Below are 17,364 nucleotides of genomic sequence, written 5' to 3'. Positions count from 1 at the left end.
GGGGGCGGCGGGCCGCCGAAGCGGACCGCCGCCCCCGTCAGGGGCCTGTCGGAACTACGGCTGCACGACCGTGATGCGGTCCGCCGCCGGGACCGGCAGCGGGGCCGCCGCCGAGGAGTGGGCCGCCAGGTAGGCGTTGAAGACGTCCAGGTCCGAGGCGCCGACCAGCTTGTTCGTGCCGGTGGCCAGGGCCGGGAAGCCGTCGCCGCCGCCCGCGAGGAACTCGTTCATCGCGACGCGGTAGGACTTCGAGGGGTCGATCGGCTCGCCGTTCAGCTTGACCGTGCCATCGACGACGCGGTCCGCGCCCGTCTTGGTCATGTCGAGCGTGTAGGTGAGGCCCTTCGAGACCTGGAGGATCTTGATGGCGTTCAGGTTCGAGCCGCTGACCTGCTGCTTCAGCGCGGCGATCAGGTTCGCGCCGCTGAGGTCGACCACGTTCATCATGTTGGTGAAGGGCTGCACGGTGAACGACTCGCCGTACGTCACCACACCGTCGCCCTCGGCGCCGGACGCCTTGTGGACGAGGTCCGAGCGGATGCCGCCCGGGTTCATCAGGGCCAGCTGCGCGCCGCCCTTGTCCGCCGGGGCCAGGCCCTCCAGCTGCGCGTCGGCGATCACGTCGCCGAGCGGCTTCTCGTACGCCGTGGAGCCGCGGCCGTTGATGTCCGCGGCGATCCAGCCCTGCGGACGGTTGGCGATCGGCGCCGCCAGCGCGTTCCAGTCCTGGATCAGCTTCGTCATGTCCGCGGCCTTCGGCACGTCACGCGTGACGACGTGGTTGGCCGAGGCGACGGCCGTCCGCACGATGTCCTTGGTGCGGCGGTCGTAGGTCAGCGTGGTGTCCGTGTAGAGCTTGCCGTACGAGGACGCCGAGGTGACCAGACGCGGCTTGCCCGACGGGTCGGGGACGGTGCACACGTACGCCTGGTGCGTGTGACCGGTGACCAGCGCGTCGACCTGCGGCGAGACGTTCTTGGCGATCTCGGTGATCGGGCCGGAGATGCCGTCGCCCGGACCGGGGCTGTCGCAGTTGTAGTTGTACGAGCTGGAGGCCGGCGAGCCGCCCTCGTGGATCAGGGCGACGATGGACTTGACGCCCTTGCGCTCCAGGATCTTCGTGTACTTGTTGATCGTCTCGACCTCGTCGCCGAACGCGAGGCCCTTGACGCCCTCGGCGGTGACGATGTTCGGGGTGCCCTCCAGGGTCACGCCGATGAAGCCGATCCGGACGCCGTTCTTCTCCCAGATGAAGTACGGGTCGAGCAGCGGCTTGCCCGTCTTCTCCTTCGTCACGTTCGCGGCGAGGTAGGGGAAGTCGGCGCCCTTGAACTTCTTGCCCTGGACGAAACAGCCGGCGGTCGGGTGACAGCCGCCGTTCTGCATACGGGCCAGCTCGACCGCGCCCTCGTCGAACTCGTGGTTGCCCACCGAGGTGACGTCGAGGTCCAGCTTGTTCAGGGCCCCGATGGTCGGCTCGTCGTGGAAGAGCCCGGACAGCAGGGGCGACGCACCGATGAGGTCACCGGCCGCCGCCGTCACGGAGTAACGATTCCCCTCGCGGGCCTGGCGCAGATGCGTGGCCAGGTACTCGACGCCGCCCGCGTCGATCTTCTCGGTGGTGCCGTCCTCCTTCACCCGGGTGACCTGCCCGGACGAACCCGCCGGCGCCTCCAGGTTGCCGTGGAGGTCGTTGAAGGAGAGCAGCTGGACGTCGACCATCCGGCCCCAGCCCTCGCCGTGCCCGGCGGCGAACGCGTCGCCGCTGGCCCCGGCCGACGGCATGGCGGCGACGAGCGCCCCCACCGTCACAAGTCCCGCCCCGGCGGCGAGAATTCGCCGCGCCATCTTGTTCTTCCTCGGTGTCGCTGCCATCTCTCCCCTTGCCCCATTTGCGGTCTTGACGTACTCCCACGTCTGCCGGTGCAGCCTAGAGTCAACGCGCGTAGCGCAACAGGGGGTAGCAGGTTACGAGACAGTTGCCGCCGCCTTTCCCCGGCGCGGCGGCGGGTCGCCGTAGGCTCGGTCCATGACTTCCGACGCGGCGCCGGCCCTCGAACCCGGACGGCAGATCCACACGTATGACGAGCTCACACCCGAGCAGATCCAGGACGTACTGGATCTCCTGGAGGCCGCGGCCCAGTCCGACGGCATGCACGCCGTGTCCGAACAGGGCCGGCTCTACCTCCGTCACGGCAGCCGCGAGGGCGTGCGGCACTTCCTGCTGACCGTCGGTACCCACCTGTACGGCTACGCCCAGCTGGAGGAGACGGATCCCATCGAGGCGCCCGCCGCCGAGCTGGTCGTCCACCCCTCCCACCGCGGCCGCGGCCACGGCCGGGCGCTCGGCACCGCCCTGCTCGGCGCCTCCGGCAAGCGGCTGCGCGTCTGGGCGCACGGCGGCAAGTCCGCCGCCCGGCACCTCGCCCAGGTCCTCGGCCTGACGCTCTTCCGCGAGCTGCGCCAGCTCCGGCGCACCCTGACCCCGCTGGACATCCCGGAGCCGGTGTTCCCCGAGGGCGTCACCGTCCGTACCTTCGTCCCCGGTCAGGACGACACGGCCTGGCTGGCCGTCAACTCCGCGGCGTTCGCCCACCACCCGGAGCAGGGCTCGCTCACCCAGCGGGACCTCGACGACCGGATCGCCGAGCCCTGGTTCGACCCGAAGGGCTTCTTCCTCGCCGAGAAGGACGGCCGGCTCGTCGGCTTCCACTGGACGAAGACGCACGCCGAGGAGCAGCTCGGCGAGGTGTACGTCGTCGGCATCCTGCCCGACGCGCAGGGCGGCGGCCTCGGCAAGGCCCTCACCGCGACCGGTCTGCGGCACCTGGCGGCGCAGGGTCTGCCGACGGCGATGCTGTACGTGGACGCCGACAACACGGCGGCGGTGACGGTGTACGAGCGGCTGGGCTTCGTCACGCACGAGGTGGATCTGATGTACCGCACGGAGTCCTGAACACGGAAGTAACGGGGGGGGCGGTTGACACCGCCCCCTTCTTTCCACCACCCTTTCACTACTTGATTAGTGAAAGGGTGGTGGAAGCGATCGTGGTCGAGTACCGCATCGACCGGCGCAGTGGCGTCGCCACCTACCTCCAGATCGTCCAACAGACGAAACAGGCCCTCCGGATGGGCCTCCTGGAGCCGGGCGACCGACTGCCCACCGCACGCGAGGTCGTCGAAGCGACGGCCATCAATCCCAACACCGTCCTCAAGGCCTACCGCGAGCTCGAACGCGAAGGCCTCGTCGAGGCCCGCCGCGGCCTCGGCACCTTCGTCCGCGCCACGCTCGGCACCGGCCCCGCCGACTCGCCCCTGCGCGGCGAACTCGCCGACTGGGCCCGCCGTGCCCGCGCCGCCGGACTGGACCGCGAGGACGTGGCCGCGCTCTTCACATCCGTACTGAAGGAACACTTCGAGGGGGACGACGCATGACAAGAGACGGCATCGCGCTGGAGGCCGGTCTCCTGGGCAAGAGATACGGGGGCGGAAACGGCCGCTGGGCCCTGCGGGAGTGCGCGTTCGCCCTCCCCGTCGGCCGGGTCTGCGCCCTCGTCGGCCCCAACGGCGCCGGCAAGTCCACCCTCCTCGCCCTCGCCGCCGGGCTCCTGCGCCCCACCGAGGGCACCATCCAGGCACCGGCCCGCGAACACCTCGCCTACGTCGCCCAGGACAAACCGCTCCACCCCCGGCTCACCGTCGCCGACACCCTGCGCATGGGCCGCGAACTCAACCCCGGCCGCTGGAACGACGCCGCCGCCCGGCGGGTCATGGCCGACACGCTCGACCCCCACGCCGTCGTACGGACCCTCTCCGGCGGCCAGCGCACCCGTGTCGCCCTCGCACTCGCCCTCGGCAAGCGGCCCGAACTCCTGCTCCTCGACGAGCCGATGGCCGACCTCGACCCGCTCGCCCGGCACCAGCTCATGGGCCTGCTCATGGCCGACGCCGCCGAACACGGCACCACCGTCGTCATGTCCTCGCACATCCTCACCGAGCTGGAGGGCGCCTGCGACCACCTCCTCCTGCTCCACGGCGGCCGGATCCGCCTCGACGGCCCCGTCGACGAACTCCTCTCCGCCCACACCCTGCTCAGGGGCCCCGTCGCCGACCTCGCCCCGCACACGGTCGTCGAATCCCGCACGACGGGCCGTCAGCTCACCGCCCTGATCCGCCGCCAGGGCCCGGTCGAAGGACCCTGGGAGACGACCGAACCCTCCCTGGAGGACCTCCTCCTCGCCCACCTCCGCACCACCGAAGGAGCCCCGGCATGAGCAGCCTCGCCCTGAGAGGCCCCTACTGGGTGACGGTCCGCCAGTACCGGCGGACGCTGTGGCTGGCGGGCGGCCTGGCAGCCGTGTCCCTCGCGGTCATCGGCGGTCTGCGCCTGTGGGCCGCGCAGACCGAGCACGTCCGCGTCGAGAACGGCACCGAGGTCCTCGCCGACTACAACAGGGGCTATCACCTCCTGCGCGGGGCCATGGAACTGCTCTCCTACGGCATGGTCGCCCTGCCCCTGGTCATCGGCGCCCTCGTCGCGGGCCCGCTCATCGCCCGCGAGCTGGAGTCGGGGACGTACAGACTCTCCCTCACCCAGTCGATCGGTCCGGGCGCCTGGCTCCGCGCCAAGCTCCTCACCGCGACCGCCGCGGGCCTCACCGCCACGCTCGCCCTCATGGCGGTCTACCTCATCGGCTGGACGAAGATCTCCGACACCTGGAAGTTCCGCTGGTCGGACGCCGGGCCGTACGAGGCCACCGGCCCCGTCCTCGTCGCCTACGTCCTGCTCGGCATCGCCGTCGGCGCCCTCGTCGGCCAGCTGATCCGCCGCACCCTCGTGGCCATGGCCGTCACCGGCGGAGTCGTGGGCCTGGTCCTGCTCGTCCTCGGCGCCTTCCGCTGGGACTTCCTCCCGGTGACGACGATCACCGGCCCGGCCCTCGAGAACGGGGCCGCCCTCGCCATGCCCGAGCACGGCCTGCTCGTGGAGCAGGGCCTGATCAGCACCGCCGGGCAGCGGCTGCCCGGCTGGTTCTGCTTCACCGACGGAACCCCCGTCGGCGCCTGCCGCACCGACGAGCCGATCGCCGCGCAGTACCTCGACTACCACCCCGAGTCCCACTTCTGGCCCACCCAGCTCATCGAGAGCGGCATCGTCCTCGCCCTCGCCGCCCTCGCGCTCATCGCCGCCCTCCGCGTCCTGCGCGCCCGGCACCCCTGAGAAACCCGCAGGAGAATCGGGGGCGGGGCCCGCACACGGCCCCGCCCCCGATTCCCGAACGACATGTCGTCGTTACCGGCCATTCAGACGCGCTTGCGACGCTCACGCAATGAAGCGCTCCGTGTCCGCTCTCCCCAAAGGGAGACTTCCCTCCCCCACGGCCCGCTCCGACGCGCCCGACCACCCCTTCGCGCGGAAGAATGGGGCCATGAGCCAGCAGCCCGCCGAGGTCCCGGTCCAGCCCTCCGCCACGCCGACCGCCGCGCCGTCCGCGCCGTCGTCCGGTTCGTCGTCCACTCCGTCGTCGCTCGGCCCCATCGCCGCACACCGCGGGCAGGTGACCAACGGCGCCGTCGTGACCGATCTCGACCCCGACCTGGACGCCGATCCCGACACGTACGAGGACGACGGCGCGCTCGGCGACGAGCTGCCGCAGGGACGCTTCCTCGACCGGGAGCGCAGCTGGCTCGCCTTCAACGAGCGCGTGCTCGAACTCGCCGAGGACCCCACGACCCCCCTCCTCGAACGAGCGAACTTCCTCGCGATCTTCGCCTCGAACCTCGACGAGTTCTTCATGGTCCGGGTCGCCGGCCTCAAGCGCCGCATCGCGACCGGCGTCGCCACCCGCTCCGCCTCCGGCCTCCAGCCCCGCGAGGTCCTCGACCTGATCTGGACACGGTCGCGCGAGCTCATGGCCCGGCACGCCGCCTGCTTCCAGCAGGACGTGGCCCCGGCCCTGGCCGACGAGGGCGTCCACCTGATCCGCTGGCCCGAGCTCACGGAGAAGGAACAGGCGCGGCTCTTCACCCTGTTCCGGCAGCAGATCTTCCCGGTCCTCACCCCGCTGGCCGTGGACCCGGCACACCCCTTCCCGTACATCTCGGGGCTCTCGCTCAACCTCGCCGTGGTCGTCCGCAATCCCGTCAGCGGCCACCGCCACTTCGCGCGCGTGAAGGTGCCCCCGCTGCTCTCCCGCTTCCCGGAGGCCTCCCCGCAGCGGTACGTGCCCCTGGAGGACGTGATCGCGGCACACCTGGAGGAGCTCTTCCCCGGCATGGAGGTGCTCGCCCACCACATGTTCCGGGTGACCAGGAACGAGGACCTGGAGGTCGAGGAGGACGACGCCGAGAACCTGCTCCAGGCCCTGGAGAAGGAGCTCATGCGGCGCCGCTTCGGGCCGCCGGTCCGCCTCGAGGTCGAGGAGTCCATCGACCCGTACGTCCTGGATCTCCTCGTCCGCGAACTGAAGATCTCCGACGCCGAGGTCTACCCGCTGCCCGGACCGCTCGACCTGACCGGGCTCTTCGGGATCGCCGGGCAGGACCGGCCGGAGCTGAAGTACCCCACATACGTGGCCGGCACCCACCGGGACCTCGCCGAGGTCGAGTCGGCGTCCGCGCCGGACATATTCGCCGCGCTGCGCGAGCGGGACGTGCTCCTCCACCACCCGTACGACTCGTTCTCGACGTCCGTGCAGGCCTTCCTGGAGCAGGCGGCCGCCGACCCCGACGTACTGGCGATCAAGCAGACGCTGTACCGCACCTCCGGCGACTCCCCGATAGTCGACGCCCTCATCGACGCCGCCGAGTCCGGCAAGCAGGTCCTCGTCCTCGTCGAGATCAAGGCCCGCTTCGACGAACAGGCCAACATCAAGTGGGCGCGCAAGCTGGAGGAGTCCGGCTGCCACGTCGTGTACGGCCTCGTCGGCCTGAAGACCCACTGCAAGCTGTCGCTCGTCGTCCGGCAGGAGGGCGAGCTGCTGCGCCGCTACTCCCACGTCGGCACCGGCAACTACCACCCGAAGACCGCCCGCCTCTACGAGGACCTGGGCCTGCTGACCGCCGACCCGCAGGTCGGCGCGGACCTCTCCGACCTGTTCAACCGGCTCTCCGGCTACTCCCGCCGCGAGACGTACCGCCGGCTGCTCACCGCCCCGAAGTCACTGCGCGACGGACTGGTCTCCCGGATCACCAAGGAGATCGCCCACCACCGCGCCGGCCGGCCCGCGTACGTACGGATCAAGGTCAACTCGATGGTCGACGAGGCCGTCATCGACGCCTGCTACCAGGCCTCGCGGGCCGGCGTCCCGGTCGACATCTGGGTCCGCGGCATCTGCGCCGTACGCCCCGGGGTCGCCGGCCTCTCGGAGAACATCCGGGTCCGTTCGATCCTCGGCCGCTTCCTGGAGCACTCCCGGGTCTTCGCCTTCGGCAACGGCGGCGAACCCGAGGTCTGGTTCGGCAGCGCCGACATGATGCACCGCAACCTGGACCGCCGGATCGAGGCCCTCGTACGGGTCTCCGACCCGGCGCACCGGGCAGCGCTCTCCCGGCTCCTGGAGACCGGGATGTCCGACACCACCTCCTCCTGGCACCTCGGCCCCGACGGGAACTGGACGCGGCACGCGACCGACCCCGAGGGCCGCCCCCTACGGCACGTCCAGGAGATGCTCATCGACGCGCGGAGGCGCCGGCGTGCACAACCCTGACCACACGCAGGACGTCACGGCGGGCGAGGTCCTGGCCCCCTACCTGCACGCCCGCGCCGCGGACTTCCTCCGCGGCCTGCGGCTCCACGGCGAGAGCCGCTCGGACACGGCCGGAGCGGAGGAGGCGGCCCGCACCCTGCGCGGCGCCGCCCGCCGGATCAGCGGAACGCTCCACACGTTCCGGCCGCTGCTCGACCCGGCCTGGGCGGACCAGCTGCGCACCGAGCTCGCCTGGCTCTCGGGCACGCTCGCCCTGGAACAGGCCTGCATGTCCCGGCTGATCCGCCTGGTGGACGCGCTGTCCCGGCTGTCGAACGGTACGGGCGCGCCGAACGCCACGAGCGGCGGCGGACCCGTCCCCGCCGCCCGGGGCGGCGACGCGGCCGGGCTCACCGTGGGCGCCGCCCGCGCCGGCGCCCTCCTCGAACGGCAGCTGACCCTGGCCCGGACACGCGCCCACTCGGCGTCCCTCCAGGCACTGGGCTCGGCCCGCTTCCACGCGGTCGCCGACGCCGTCGCGCTCCTCGCCTCCGAAGTCCCCCTCGGCCCCGTGGGCACCGCCCCGGCCGTCGAGGTCCTGGACGGCCCCGCCGAGGTCGCCGAACGCCGCCTCCTGGACGCGGTCGGAGCCCTGCCCCTGAGCCGGGCCGCCCACCCGTACAACGCCGACGCCCTCGCCCTCGCCACCGGGGAGAGCCAGGACGCGCCCTGGCACCAGACCCGGCTCCTGCTGCGGCTGCACCGGTACGCCACCGAGGCCCTGCACACCGGCGGCGAACCCGACTCCGCCCTGTACGAGGCCGCCCGCGCCCTCGACCGGCACCGGGACGCCGCCGAGGCCGCGACCGCCGCGGCCACCGCCGCCCGCACCCCGCGCATCGCCCCCGCGACCGCGTACGCCCTGGGCGTCCTCCACGCCGACCAGCGCCACGAGGTCGAAGCCGCCCGCTTCGCCTTCCAGCGCGCCTGGCGGAGAACGACGGCACCGGTCCCATGAGCACCGCTCCCGATCCCCCGATCCTGGCTGCCGGGTGCGTGCTCTGGCGCCCGGCGCTTTCCGGCCACGGCATCGAGATCGCCCTCGTCCACCGGCCGAAGTACGACGACTGGTCCCACCCGAAGGGCAAGCGGAAGCGCGGGGAGCCGGCCGAGGCATGCGCGCTGCGCGAGGTCCAGGAGGAGACGGGCCGGCGCTGCGCGCTCGGCCCGCGCCTGCCGACGGTCCACTACACCGTGGACGGCCGCCCGAAGACGGTCGAGTACTGGTCGGCCCGCGCCCTGGACGGCACCTTCACCCCGAGCCACGAGGTGGACCACCTGGTCTGGCTCCCCCCGGCCGCGGCCCGCGCCCGCCTCACCCAGCCCAGGGACCGCGAACTCCTGGACGTGGCGGTCACCACGACCACCGGCTGACCCCCACCGGTCGCCGCACAAGGCCCGCCACCGGCGGCCGGCCCGACGGCGACACCGCTGGCCGGGCCCTGCCAGGGCCCGGAAGCACCCCCGTCAGCGCCCCCCGAAGCGCCCCCGGCAGCACCCCCCGCCGCCGTCCGCCCGAGGACCCCGCACCCGGGCTTACGGCACGGTTCACTTCCCGTTCACCCTCTCCCGTCGACCGCTTCACCTGTTCTGCCTAATTTCGGCCTTACACGGTGCAGAGAGCACAGCGATGCACCGCCCACCGACACACGCCGCCGTAGAACGTTCGGGACACTCGGTCCGCGACAGGCGGCTTCTGGAAGGAACACCCGAAAGTGAAGCTTTCGCGCAAGAACGGGCTTCGCGCCTCCGCGATCGGTGCCCTCGTCGTCTCCGGTGCGCTCGTCCTCTCGGCGTGTGGCTCGGACAACAACACGGAGACGCCGGCCAAGGAAGGCGACACCAAGACCTCCGCCGCCGCCTCGAACATCGCCTGCGAGGGCGCCAAGGGCCAGCTCCTCGCCGCCGGCTCCAGCGCGCAGAAGAACGCGATGGACCTGTGGGTCAAGAACTTCCAGGCCGCGTGCTCCGGTGTCGAGATCAACTACCAGGGCATCGGCTCCGGCGGCGGCATCACCAAGTTCAACCAGGGCCAGGTCGCCTTCGCCGGCTCCGACTCCGCCCTGAAGGACGAAGAGGTCGCCGAGTCGCAGAAGATCTGCAAGGGCGGCAAGGGCGTCAACCTCCCGATGGTCGGCGGCCCCATCGCCATCGGCTACAAGCTGGACGGCGTGGACAACCTGATCCTCGACGCCTCCACCATCGCCAAGATCTTCGACAACAAGATCACCAAGTGGAACGACCCGGCGATCGCCAAGCTCAACCCCGGCGCCAAGCTCCCGGACACCACGATCCAGGCCTTCCACCGCTCGGACGAGTCGGGCACCACCCAGAACCTGGGCAAGTACCTCTCGACCGCCGCCGCGGCCGACTGGAAGCACGACCCGAAGTCGAAGTCGTGGCCCGCCCAGGGCGGCCAGGCCGCCAACGGCTCCTCCGGTGTCGCCACCGCGGTCAAGGACGCCGAGGGCTCCATCGGCTACTTCGAGCTCTCGTACGCCACCGCGAACAAGATCTCCACGGTCAGCATCAACACCGGTGCCGCCGCCCCGGTCGCCGCCTCCTCGGAGAACGCGTCCAAGGCCATCGCCGCCGCCAAGGTCAAGGGCACGGGCACGGGCAACGACGTCGCCCTCTCCCTCGACTACACGACGAAGGCCGAGGGTGCCTACCCGATCGTCCTCGTCACCTACGAGATCGCCTGCGACAAGGGCAACAAGGCGGAGACCCTGCCGACCCTGAAGGCCTTCCTCAACTACACCGTGAGCGAGGAGGGCCAGAAGGTCCTCGCCGAAGCCGGCTACGCCCCGCTCCCGGCCGAGATCGCCGCGAAGGTCCGCGCGATCGTCCCCACCCTGTCCTGACCCCAGGCCGGGTCCGGCCCCCACGCGGGGGGCCGGACCCGGCATCCGGTGCACCGCCGCCAGGAGCCCGTACGTCCGTAGGGGCCCCGCAGACCGGAGAAGCAGATGGCTACCACCACACCAGACATAAAGAGGAGCCGGCGCGCCAAGAGCGCCTCGCGCCCCGGGGACCGCATCTTCAGCGGACTCTCCCGAGGCTCCGGCATCACCCTCCTCGTGATCATGGCCGCGATCGCCGGCTTCCTCACCTACCGCGCCGTCCTCGCCATCTCGAAGGACAGCACGAACTTCTTCACCACCTTCGAGTGGAACCCGGCGGGCAACCCGCCGGTCTTCGGCATCGCCGTCCTCGCCTTCGGCACGGTCGTCTCGTCGATCATCGCGATGCTCATCGCCGTGCCCGTCGCGATCGGGATCGCGCTCTTCATCTCGCACTACGCCCCGCGCAAGCTGGCCAAGCCGCTCGCGTACGTGGTCGACCTGCTCGCCGCGGTGCCCAGCATCATCTACGGCCTCTGGGGCGCGATCTTCCTCGTCCCCTACCTGGCCGGCTTGAACGAGTGGCTCGACCAGTACCTCGGCTGGACGTACATCTTCGACAAGTCCCAGGACGGCGTCGCCCGCAACCTCTTCACCGTGGGCATCCTCCTGGCGATCATGATCCTGCCGATCATCACCAACGTCTCCCGCGAGGTCTTCCTCCAGGCCCCGAAGATGCACGAGGAAGCCGCCCTCGCCCTCGGCGCCACGCGCTGGGAGGTCATCCGCATGTCGGTGCTGCCCTTCGGCCGCTCCGGCATCATCTCGGCCTCCATGCTGGGCCTCGGCCGCGCGCTCGGCGAGACCATGGCCGTGGCCGTGGTCCTCTCCCCCAGCTTCCTCATCTCGGGCCACCTGCTCGACCCGGGTGGCGGCACCTTCGCGCAGAACATCGCCGCCAAGTTCAACGAGGCCAACGAGTTCGGGCGGGACGCGCTGATCGCCTCCGGTCTCGTCCTGTTCGCCATCACCCTGCTGGTCAACGGCGCCGCCCGCTGGATCATCGGCCGCCGCAAGGAGTACTCGGGGGCAGCGGCATGAGCCACGCCATTCAGGATCGTCCGGTCACGACGGTCAAGCACACCGGATCCCTCTCCAGCGCCCGCCTCCCCCGCTGGACCCCGGCCGCCGTGGCCGCGGGCTCCGTCGCCGCGGGCATCGGCATCGGCCTCGCCGCCGGCTGGCACAGCAAGATCCAGTGGGGCATGATCGCCGCCCTGCTCTTCGTCCTCACGACGTACGCCCTGACCACCAAGGTCGAGGGCAGGCGTCAGGCCAAGGACAACGTCGCCACCAGCCTGGTCTGGGTCTGCTTCGTCCTCGCCGTCGTCCCGCTGGTCTCGCTGGCCTGGGTCACGATCAGCAAGGGCATGGCCGTCTTCGACGTCTACTTCCTGACCCACTCGATGAACGGCGTCCTCGACGCCGAGGCCGGCGGCGGTGTCTACCACGCGCTGCTCGGCACCATCGAGCAGGTCGCCATCGCGACCGTGATCGCCGCCCCGATCGGCCTGCTGACCGCCGTCTACCTCGTCGAGTACGGCGGCGGGAAGCTCGCCCAGGCCGTCACCTTCTTCGTCGACGTCATGACGGGCATCCCGTCGATCGTCGCCGGCCTCTTCATCCTCGCCACCTGGAACCTGATGCTGGGCTTCGGCCCCTCCGGTTTCGCCGGCGCGATGGCCCTCGCCATCCTGATGATGCCGGTCGTGGTCCGCTCCACCGAGGAGATGCTCAAGCTCGTCCCGAACGAGCTCCGCGAGGCCTCCCTCGCCCTCGGCATCCCCAAGTGGCGCACCATCCTGAAGGTGGTCCTGCCCACCGCGATCGGCGGCATCACCACGGGCGTCATGCTCGCGGTCGCCCGTATCACCGGTGAGACGGCCCCGATCCTGCTCCTCGTGTTCGGTACGAAGCTCATCAACCCGAACCCCTTCGAAGGCGCCCAGTCCTCCCTGCCGCTCTACGTGTACGAGCAGTACGCGGTCGGCACCGACGCCGCCGTGGCCCGCGCCTGGGCCGCCGCGCTCGTCCTGATCGCCTTCGTCATGATCCTCAACATGGTGGCCCGCGGCATCGCCCGCTGGAAGGCCCCCAAGACCGGCCGCTGACGCGGTCACCCTGGAAGTGAATTGATATGGCCAAGCGAATCGACGTCAGCGGCCTCTCCGCCTACTACGGCGCCCACAAGGCGATCGACGACATCTCCATGACCGTCGAACCCCGCTCCGTTACGGCCTTCATCGGCCCCTCCGGCTGCGGCAAGTCCACCTTCCTGCGCACCCTGAACCGCATGCACGAGGTCACCCCCGGCGGCCGCGTCGAGGGCAAGGTGATGCTGGACGACGAGAACCTGTACGGGACGAACGTCGACCCGGTCGCCGTGCGCCGTACGGTCGGCATGGTCTTCCAGCGCCCCAACCCCTTCCCCACCATGTCGATCTTCGACAACGTGGCGGCGGGCCTGCGTCTCAACGGCAAGTACAAGAAGTCCCAGCTCAACGAGATCGTCGAGAAGTCCCTCAAGGGCGCCAACCTCTGGAACGAGGTCAAGGACCGCCTCAACAAGCCGGGCTCCGGCCTCTCCGGCGGTCAGCAGCAGCGTCTGTGCATCGCCCGCGCCATCGCGGTGGAGCCCGACGTCCTGCTGATGGACGAGCCCTGCTCGGCCCTGGACCCGATCTCGACGCTGGCGATCGAGGACCTCATCGGCGAGCTGAAGGAGCGCTTCACGATCGTCATCGTGACGCACAACATGCAGCAGGCCGCCCGCGTCTCGGACCGTACGGCCTTCTTCAACCTGGCGGCCGTCGGCCAGCCCGGCAAGCTGATCGAGCTGGACGACACCGAGCGCATCTTCTCCAACCCGAGCGTCCAGGCGACCGAGGACTACATCTCCGGCCGCTTCGGATAAATCCTCGGACAGAGACTCGTCTGCGGTGCTGCATGGCGGTGCCACCGTACGACGAAGGGCCCGGCTCCCCCACAGGGGAGCCGGGCCCGACCATTTCAAGCCAGTGCCGGCCTCAGCCGAAGAAGAGCTGCACCACGTAGTAGCTCACGGCGGCGACGAGCGCGGCCGCCGGCATCGTGATGAACCACCCGAGGATGATGTTCTTCGCGACACCCCAGCGGACCGCGTTGACCCGCTTCGTCGCACCCACACCCATGATCGCGGAGGTGATGACATGGGTCGTCGAGATCGGCGCGTGGAAGAGGAACGCGGAGCCGAACATGATCGACGCGCCCGTGGTCTCCGCCGCGAAACCCTGCGGCGGGTCCAGCTCGATGATCTTCCGGCCGAGCGTCCGCATGATGCGCCAGCCACCCGCGTACGTACCGAGCGAGAGCATCACGGCACAGGCGATCTTCACCCACACCGGAATGTCGTCGCCGGCGTCCTGGACGTCGGCGATGACCAGGGCCATCACCACGATGCCCATGGTCTTCTGCGCGTCCTGCAGACCGTGACCGAGGGCCATACCGGCCGCCGACACGGTCTGCGCGATCCGGAAGCCGCGCTTGGCCTTGTGCGGGTTGGCCTTGCGGAACATCCACATGATCGCGCACATCACCAGGTAACCGGCGATCAGACCGACGACCGGCGAGACGAACATCGGGATGACGACCTTGTCGAGCACCCCGCCCCAGATGACCTCCGTGCCACCGGCCAGCGCCGCACCCACCATGCCGCCGAACAGTGCGTGCGAGGAGGAGGACGGCAGACCGAAGTACCAGGTCACCAGGTTCCAGATGATCGCGCCGACCAGCGCGGCGAAGAGGATGCCCATCCCCTTGTCGCCGTGCGGCGTCTCGATCAGCCCCTCGCTGACCGTCTTGGCGACCCCGCTGCCCATGAAGGCACCGGCGAGGTTCATGACCGCGGCCATCGCCAGGGCGGCCCGAGGCGTCAGCGCCCGCGTCGACACCGAGGTGGCGATGGCGTTGGCCGAGTCGTGAAAACCGTTCGTATACGTGAAGCCGAGCGCGACACCGATGGTCACGATCAGAGCAAAGGTGTCCACGAAGCCTCAGGACTCCTTGACCGCGATGGTCTCCACCGTGTTGGCCACGTGCTCGAACGCGTCGGCCGCCTCTTCCAGCACGTCGACGATCTGCTTGAGCTTGAGCACCTCGATGGCGTCGTACTTGCCGTTGAAGAGCTGGGCGAGCAGCTTGCGATGGATCTGGTCCGCCTGGTTCTCCAGCCGGTTGACCTCGATCCAGTACTCGGTGAGGTCCTTCATCGTCCGCAGGTTCGGCATCGCCTCGGCGGTCAGCTCCGCCGCCCGCGCGAGGACCTCGATCTGCTGCTCGACGCCCTTGGGGAGTTCCTCGACGTTGTAGAGGACGACCAGGTCGACGGCCTCTTCCATGAAGTCCATGATGTCGTCGAGGGACGACGCGAGGTTGTAGATGTCCTCACGGTCGAACGGCGTGATGAAGGAGGAGTTCAGCTGGTGGAAGATCGCATGGGTCGCGTCGTCGCCGGCGTGCTCCGCTGCCCGCATCCGCTCCGCGATCTCGGCCCGGGCGGAAGGCTCCGCGCCGAGCAGTTCCATCAGGAGCTTGGAGCCCGTGACGATGTTGTCCGCGGACGCGGCGAACATGTCGTAGAAGCTCGTCTCCCTGGGGGTCAGACGAAATCGCACGTGAGGTCCTCGGGGTGCTGGGTTTCGGTCAGGCTGATGCTAGGCGCATCATCCGGCCACGGCTAACCGGCGTCTCTCAGTGTCGCCCATCAGGCACAGTGAACAGCACGGACCCCCGTTCGGATCGGCGGGGATCGGTACCATATACCCACGAGGGGTATACACCCCCTTAATGGACAACGGGAGGACGCGATGACGACCACCGAGGCGGACCAGGTCACCCCCGAGGCCGTCGGGCCGGCCGACCACGAGCACGGCGTGCACGGTTACCACAAGCAGAAGGACGAGCACCTCAAGCGACTCCGCCGGATCGAGGGCCAGATCCGCGGTCTCCAGCGGATGGTCGACGAGGACGTCTACTGCATCGACATACTCACGCAGGTCTCCGCCTCGACGAAGGCGCTCCAGTCCTTCGCGCTCCAGCTCCTGGAGGAGCACCTGCGGCACTGCGTCGCCGACGCGGCGGCCAAGGGCGGCGAGGGCATCGACGCCAAGGTCGAGGAGGCCACGAAGGCCATCGCCCGCATGATGCGCACCTGAGGCCCTCCTTCCGTACGGGGTGGTGAGCCGGGCCGTACCGTCAGCGATCCTCCACGGCCCGCTCCGCCGCCACCCTCAGCACCTCGTCGATCCGGTCGGCGCTGAGCCGCTCCTCGTCCGCGGCGGAGGCGGCGATGATCAGCTCGCCGCACAGTTCGATCTCGGCAAGGGCGACGCAGTCCGGGTCTGCGGGCACGGTTGCTGTACCGGGCGGGGCCACGCGCATCCACCTCTTCCTGCCGGCGTCGGTCTCCCAGCGGTCTCCCAGCGTAGGGACGGCGACACGCACCGCGCATGACACGTCCGGACCATTTTGCCGATGGTCCACGCCCGTACCCGGCCAGGTCGGGCCCTCAGGTCCTGATCTTCCCGGCGTAGATGTCCCGGTGGTCCGGCAGCGTCACCTGGACGGGGATCCCGAAGCCGTAGAGCAGGGTCGTCGACGCGACCGCGACCGTACGGCCCTGGTTGCTGAAGCTGAACTGGTGGCGGACCTTCCGCAGCCGCCCCTCCCCGTCGAGGTACGCGTCGAAGGGCACGGTGTCCTTGGCGAACCCTTTCGCCGCCGCGGCGAGCGCTCCCCGGAGCTGCGGCGAGGCGACCCGGGCGGCGTGCGCGATGTCCGCGACCCCCCGGTAGTGGCGGACTCGCACCCCCGCCAGCTCGACCTCGCCGAGGTACGTGACCCGACGGGCGCCCCGCAGCAGTTCCGCCGCGGCCGCCGGGTCGGTGGCCCCTCCGGTGACGAGGTTCCCGTCGTCGAGGGTCGTGGTGTCGACGCGGACCCACTTGTCGGCCGGCACCCCGGCCCCCCGGTTCTTCATGTAGAGGGCGCCGGGGGTGAGGAGCTCGGTGATCGGCCGGTGCTCACTGGAGCCCGCCGCGTCCTTCGGCAGCACCACCTGGAGCCGGCCGGTACGGCGCCGGAAGTCGTAGCCGCCCTCGCCCCGGATGGTGACCCGGGTCCCGCCCGCGGCCATCTCCATGGAGGTGCTCGCCTTGGAGCTGCCGGCCTTCGTCAGGGCGTCCGCCGCGCTCCGCACCGCGAGGGTGGGATCGACCGTCGGCTTCGGGTCCTCGGGGGCGGCGCAGCCCGTGACCGCCGCGGTTCCGACGAGGGAGCCGACCAGGACGGCGGTGACGGCGAACGCCCCGCTCCCGCGACCCTGCGGACGCACGTACCGCTGCACCACCATCGCCTGCCAACCCCCAACGCCTCACCGCTGTTTGCCCGGGACCCGACCCGCCCGGGGACCCGCGGGCCCGGGGACACCCGATCCGCATAACGACGGTCGGGGCGTGTCGTCACGCGCAGTACGGTGGTCGGGTGCACGCGCAGGCCTCTCCCCACACCACCACGACGACGGAGCGCGGATCGTTCGCGCTGGCACGGTGCAGCTGCGGCTGGACGGGGCCGGCCCGCAGATCCCGCGACCGCGCCCGTACGGACGCGGCGGACCACGCCCGCAGCGCGGGCGGCGAGGAGCCCTAGGGGCTGCCGTCCCCGGTCCGGCCCGAGCG

18 protein-coding genes are annotated in these 17,364 nt (G+C 70.5%); 13 read left to right on the top strand and 5 right to left on the bottom strand.

What is annotated here, in order from left to right; genetic code table 11:
* Window positions 1-54 precede the first annotated feature (54 nt).
* On the bottom strand, window positions 55-1,875 hold the full coding sequence (locus ACH4MY_RS31195) for a bifunctional metallophosphatase/5'-nucleotidase (RefSeq protein WP_398007166.1): 1,821 nt from the start codon (window positions 1,873-1,875) through the stop codon (window positions 55-57).
* A 154-nt stretch (window positions 1,876-2,029) separates the two neighbouring features.
* On the opposite strand from ACH4MY_RS31195, the gene mshD reads away from it, so the two are divergent.
* From mshD to pstB, 11 genes are all read left to right on the top strand, one after another.
* On the top strand, window positions 2,030-2,956 hold the full coding sequence (mshD, locus tag ACH4MY_RS31190; RefSeq protein WP_398007164.1) for a mycothiol synthase: 927 nt from the start codon (window positions 2,030-2,032) through the stop codon (window positions 2,954-2,956).
* 92 nt (window positions 2,957-3,048) lie between these two features.
* Window positions 3,049-3,435: a GntR family transcriptional regulator gene (locus tag ACH4MY_RS31185; protein ID WP_250761656.1), complete on the top strand. Its 387-nt coding sequence runs from the start codon at window positions 3,049-3,051 to the stop codon at window positions 3,433-3,435.
* The gene (locus ACH4MY_RS31180) at window positions 3,432-4,274 is read left to right on the top strand and encodes an ABC transporter ATP-binding protein (protein ID WP_398007162.1); all 843 of its coding nucleotides are present in this window, start codon (window positions 3,432-3,434) and stop codon (window positions 4,272-4,274) included. The genes ACH4MY_RS31185 and ACH4MY_RS31180 overlap by 4 nt, the downstream gene beginning before the upstream one ends.
* A complete protein-coding gene (locus ACH4MY_RS31175) occupies window positions 4,271-5,221 on the top strand; it encodes an ABC transporter permease (protein ID WP_398007160.1) in 951 nt (316 codons plus the stop codon). Before ACH4MY_RS31180 ends, ACH4MY_RS31175 begins: the two co-directional genes overlap by 4 nt.
* A gap of 208 nt (window positions 5,222-5,429) precedes the next feature.
* Window positions 5,430-7,709 carry an RNA degradosome polyphosphate kinase gene (locus tag ACH4MY_RS31170; RefSeq protein WP_398007159.1) on the top strand — a complete coding sequence of 760 codons (2,280 nt, stop codon included), beginning with the start codon at window positions 5,430-5,432 and terminating at the stop codon, window positions 7,707-7,709.
* Window positions 7,696-8,706, top strand: a complete 1,011-nt coding sequence (locus ACH4MY_RS31165) for a CHAD domain-containing protein (protein ID WP_398007157.1) — start codon at window positions 7,696-7,698, stop codon at window positions 8,704-8,706. Before ACH4MY_RS31170 ends, ACH4MY_RS31165 begins: the two co-directional genes overlap by 14 nt.
* Entirely contained in the window at window positions 8,703-9,122 is a 420-nt protein-coding gene (locus ACH4MY_RS31160; RefSeq protein ID WP_398007155.1) for an NUDIX hydrolase, read from the top strand. The genes ACH4MY_RS31165 and ACH4MY_RS31160 overlap by 4 nt, the downstream gene beginning before the upstream one ends.
* A gap of 341 nt (window positions 9,123-9,463) precedes the next feature.
* Complete coding sequence (gene pstS, locus ACH4MY_RS31155; RefSeq protein WP_398007153.1) at window positions 9,464-10,612, top strand: phosphate ABC transporter substrate-binding protein PstS; 1,149 nt, start codon at window positions 9,464-9,466, stop codon at window positions 10,610-10,612.
* 105 nt (window positions 10,613-10,717) lie between these two features.
* Window positions 10,718-11,692: a phosphate ABC transporter permease subunit PstC gene (gene pstC / locus ACH4MY_RS31150; RefSeq protein WP_398007151.1), complete on the top strand. Its 975-nt coding sequence runs from the start codon at window positions 10,718-10,720 to the stop codon at window positions 11,690-11,692.
* A complete protein-coding gene (pstA, locus tag ACH4MY_RS31145) occupies window positions 11,689-12,762 on the top strand; it encodes a phosphate ABC transporter permease PstA (protein ID WP_398007149.1) in 1,074 nt (357 codons plus the stop codon). Before pstC ends, pstA begins: the two co-directional genes overlap by 4 nt.
* Window positions 12,763-12,788: 26 nt before the next feature.
* Entirely contained in the window at window positions 12,789-13,565 is a 777-nt protein-coding gene (pstB, locus tag ACH4MY_RS31140; protein WP_189834428.1) for a phosphate ABC transporter ATP-binding protein PstB, read from the top strand.
* A gap of 112 nt (window positions 13,566-13,677) precedes the next feature.
* Here pstB and ACH4MY_RS31135 read toward each other — a convergent pair whose 3' ends face one another.
* Window positions 13,678-14,676, bottom strand: a complete 999-nt coding sequence (locus ACH4MY_RS31135) for an anion permease (RefSeq protein WP_398007147.1) — start codon at window positions 14,674-14,676, stop codon at window positions 13,678-13,680.
* 6 nt (window positions 14,677-14,682) lie between these two features.
* Window positions 14,683-15,303 (bottom strand): DUF47 domain-containing protein, encoded by a 621-nt coding sequence (locus ACH4MY_RS31130; RefSeq protein ID WP_229315230.1) that lies wholly within the window; start codon window positions 15,301-15,303, stop codon window positions 14,683-14,685.
* Window positions 15,304-15,495: 192 nt separating this feature from the next.
* Between ACH4MY_RS31130 and ACH4MY_RS31125 the strand changes: the two genes are divergently transcribed.
* The gene (locus ACH4MY_RS31125) at window positions 15,496-15,843 is read left to right on the top strand and encodes a metal-sensitive transcriptional regulator (RefSeq protein WP_318208456.1); all 348 of its coding nucleotides are present in this window, start codon (window positions 15,496-15,498) and stop codon (window positions 15,841-15,843) included.
* Window positions 15,844-15,883: 40 nt separating this feature from the next.
* Here ACH4MY_RS31125 and ACH4MY_RS31120 read toward each other — a convergent pair whose 3' ends face one another.
* Window positions 15,884-16,069: a hypothetical protein gene (locus tag ACH4MY_RS31120; RefSeq protein ID WP_398007145.1), complete on the bottom strand. Its 186-nt coding sequence runs from the start codon at window positions 16,067-16,069 to the stop codon at window positions 15,884-15,886.
* A 127-nt stretch (window positions 16,070-16,196) separates the two neighbouring features.
* Complete coding sequence (locus tag ACH4MY_RS31115; RefSeq protein ID WP_398007144.1) at window positions 16,197-17,039, bottom strand: hypothetical protein; 843 nt, start codon at window positions 17,037-17,039, stop codon at window positions 16,197-16,199.
* Between the two features lie 131 nt (window positions 17,040-17,170).
* Between ACH4MY_RS31115 and ACH4MY_RS31110 the strand changes: the two genes are divergently transcribed.
* Window positions 17,171-17,335, top strand: coding sequence for a hypothetical protein (locus tag ACH4MY_RS31110; RefSeq protein ID WP_398007142.1), 165 nt, complete (start codon window positions 17,171-17,173; stop codon window positions 17,333-17,335).
* Window positions 17,336-17,364 lie beyond the last annotated feature (29 nt).

It is taken from the genome of Streptomyces sp. NPDC017246 (assembly GCF_044331325.1).
GTDB lineage: Bacteria > Actinomycetota > Actinomycetes > Streptomycetales > Streptomycetaceae > Streptomyces.
This window is presented reverse-complemented; position numbering and strand designations above follow the sequence as displayed.

What these genes read in the sequence shown, in the direction of transcription:
- ACH4MY_RS31195 (WP_398007166.1), bottom strand. Translation starts at nt 1,875, where the DNA reads ATGGCAGCGACACCGAGGAAGAACAAGATGGCGCGGCGAATTCTCGCC.
- ACH4MY_RS31160 (WP_398007155.1), top strand. Translation starts at nt 8,703, where the DNA reads ATGAGCACCGCTCCCGATCCCCCGATCCTGGCTGCCGGGTGCGTGCTC.
- ACH4MY_RS31170 (WP_398007159.1), top strand. Translation starts at nt 5,430, where the DNA reads ATGAGCCAGCAGCCCGCCGAGGTCCCGGTCCAGCCCTCCGCCACGCCG.
- ACH4MY_RS31175 (WP_398007160.1), top strand. Translation starts at nt 4,271, where the DNA reads ATGAGCAGCCTCGCCCTGAGAGGCCCCTACTGGGTGACGGTCCGCCAG.
- mshD (WP_398007164.1), top strand. Translation starts at nt 2,030, where the DNA reads ATGACTTCCGACGCGGCGCCGGCCCTCGAACCCGGACGGCAGATCCAC.
- pstB (WP_189834428.1), top strand. Translation starts at nt 12,789, where the DNA reads ATGGCCAAGCGAATCGACGTCAGCGGCCTCTCCGCCTACTACGGCGCC.
- pstA (WP_398007149.1), top strand. Translation starts at nt 11,689, where the DNA reads ATGAGCCACGCCATTCAGGATCGTCCGGTCACGACGGTCAAGCACACC.
- ACH4MY_RS31115 (WP_398007144.1), bottom strand. Translation starts at nt 17,039, where the DNA reads ATGGTGGTGCAGCGGTACGTGCGTCCGCAGGGTCGCGGGAGCGGGGCG.
- ACH4MY_RS31120 (WP_398007145.1), bottom strand. Translation starts at nt 16,069, where the DNA reads ATGCGCGTGGCCCCGCCCGGTACAGCAACCGTGCCCGCAGACCCGGAC.
- pstC (WP_398007151.1), top strand. Translation starts at nt 10,718, where the DNA reads ATGGCTACCACCACACCAGACATAAAGAGGAGCCGGCGCGCCAAGAGC.
- ACH4MY_RS31180 (WP_398007162.1), top strand. Translation starts at nt 3,432, where the DNA reads ATGACAAGAGACGGCATCGCGCTGGAGGCCGGTCTCCTGGGCAAGAGA.
- ACH4MY_RS31125 (WP_318208456.1), top strand. Translation starts at nt 15,496, where the DNA reads ATGACGACCACCGAGGCGGACCAGGTCACCCCCGAGGCCGTCGGGCCG.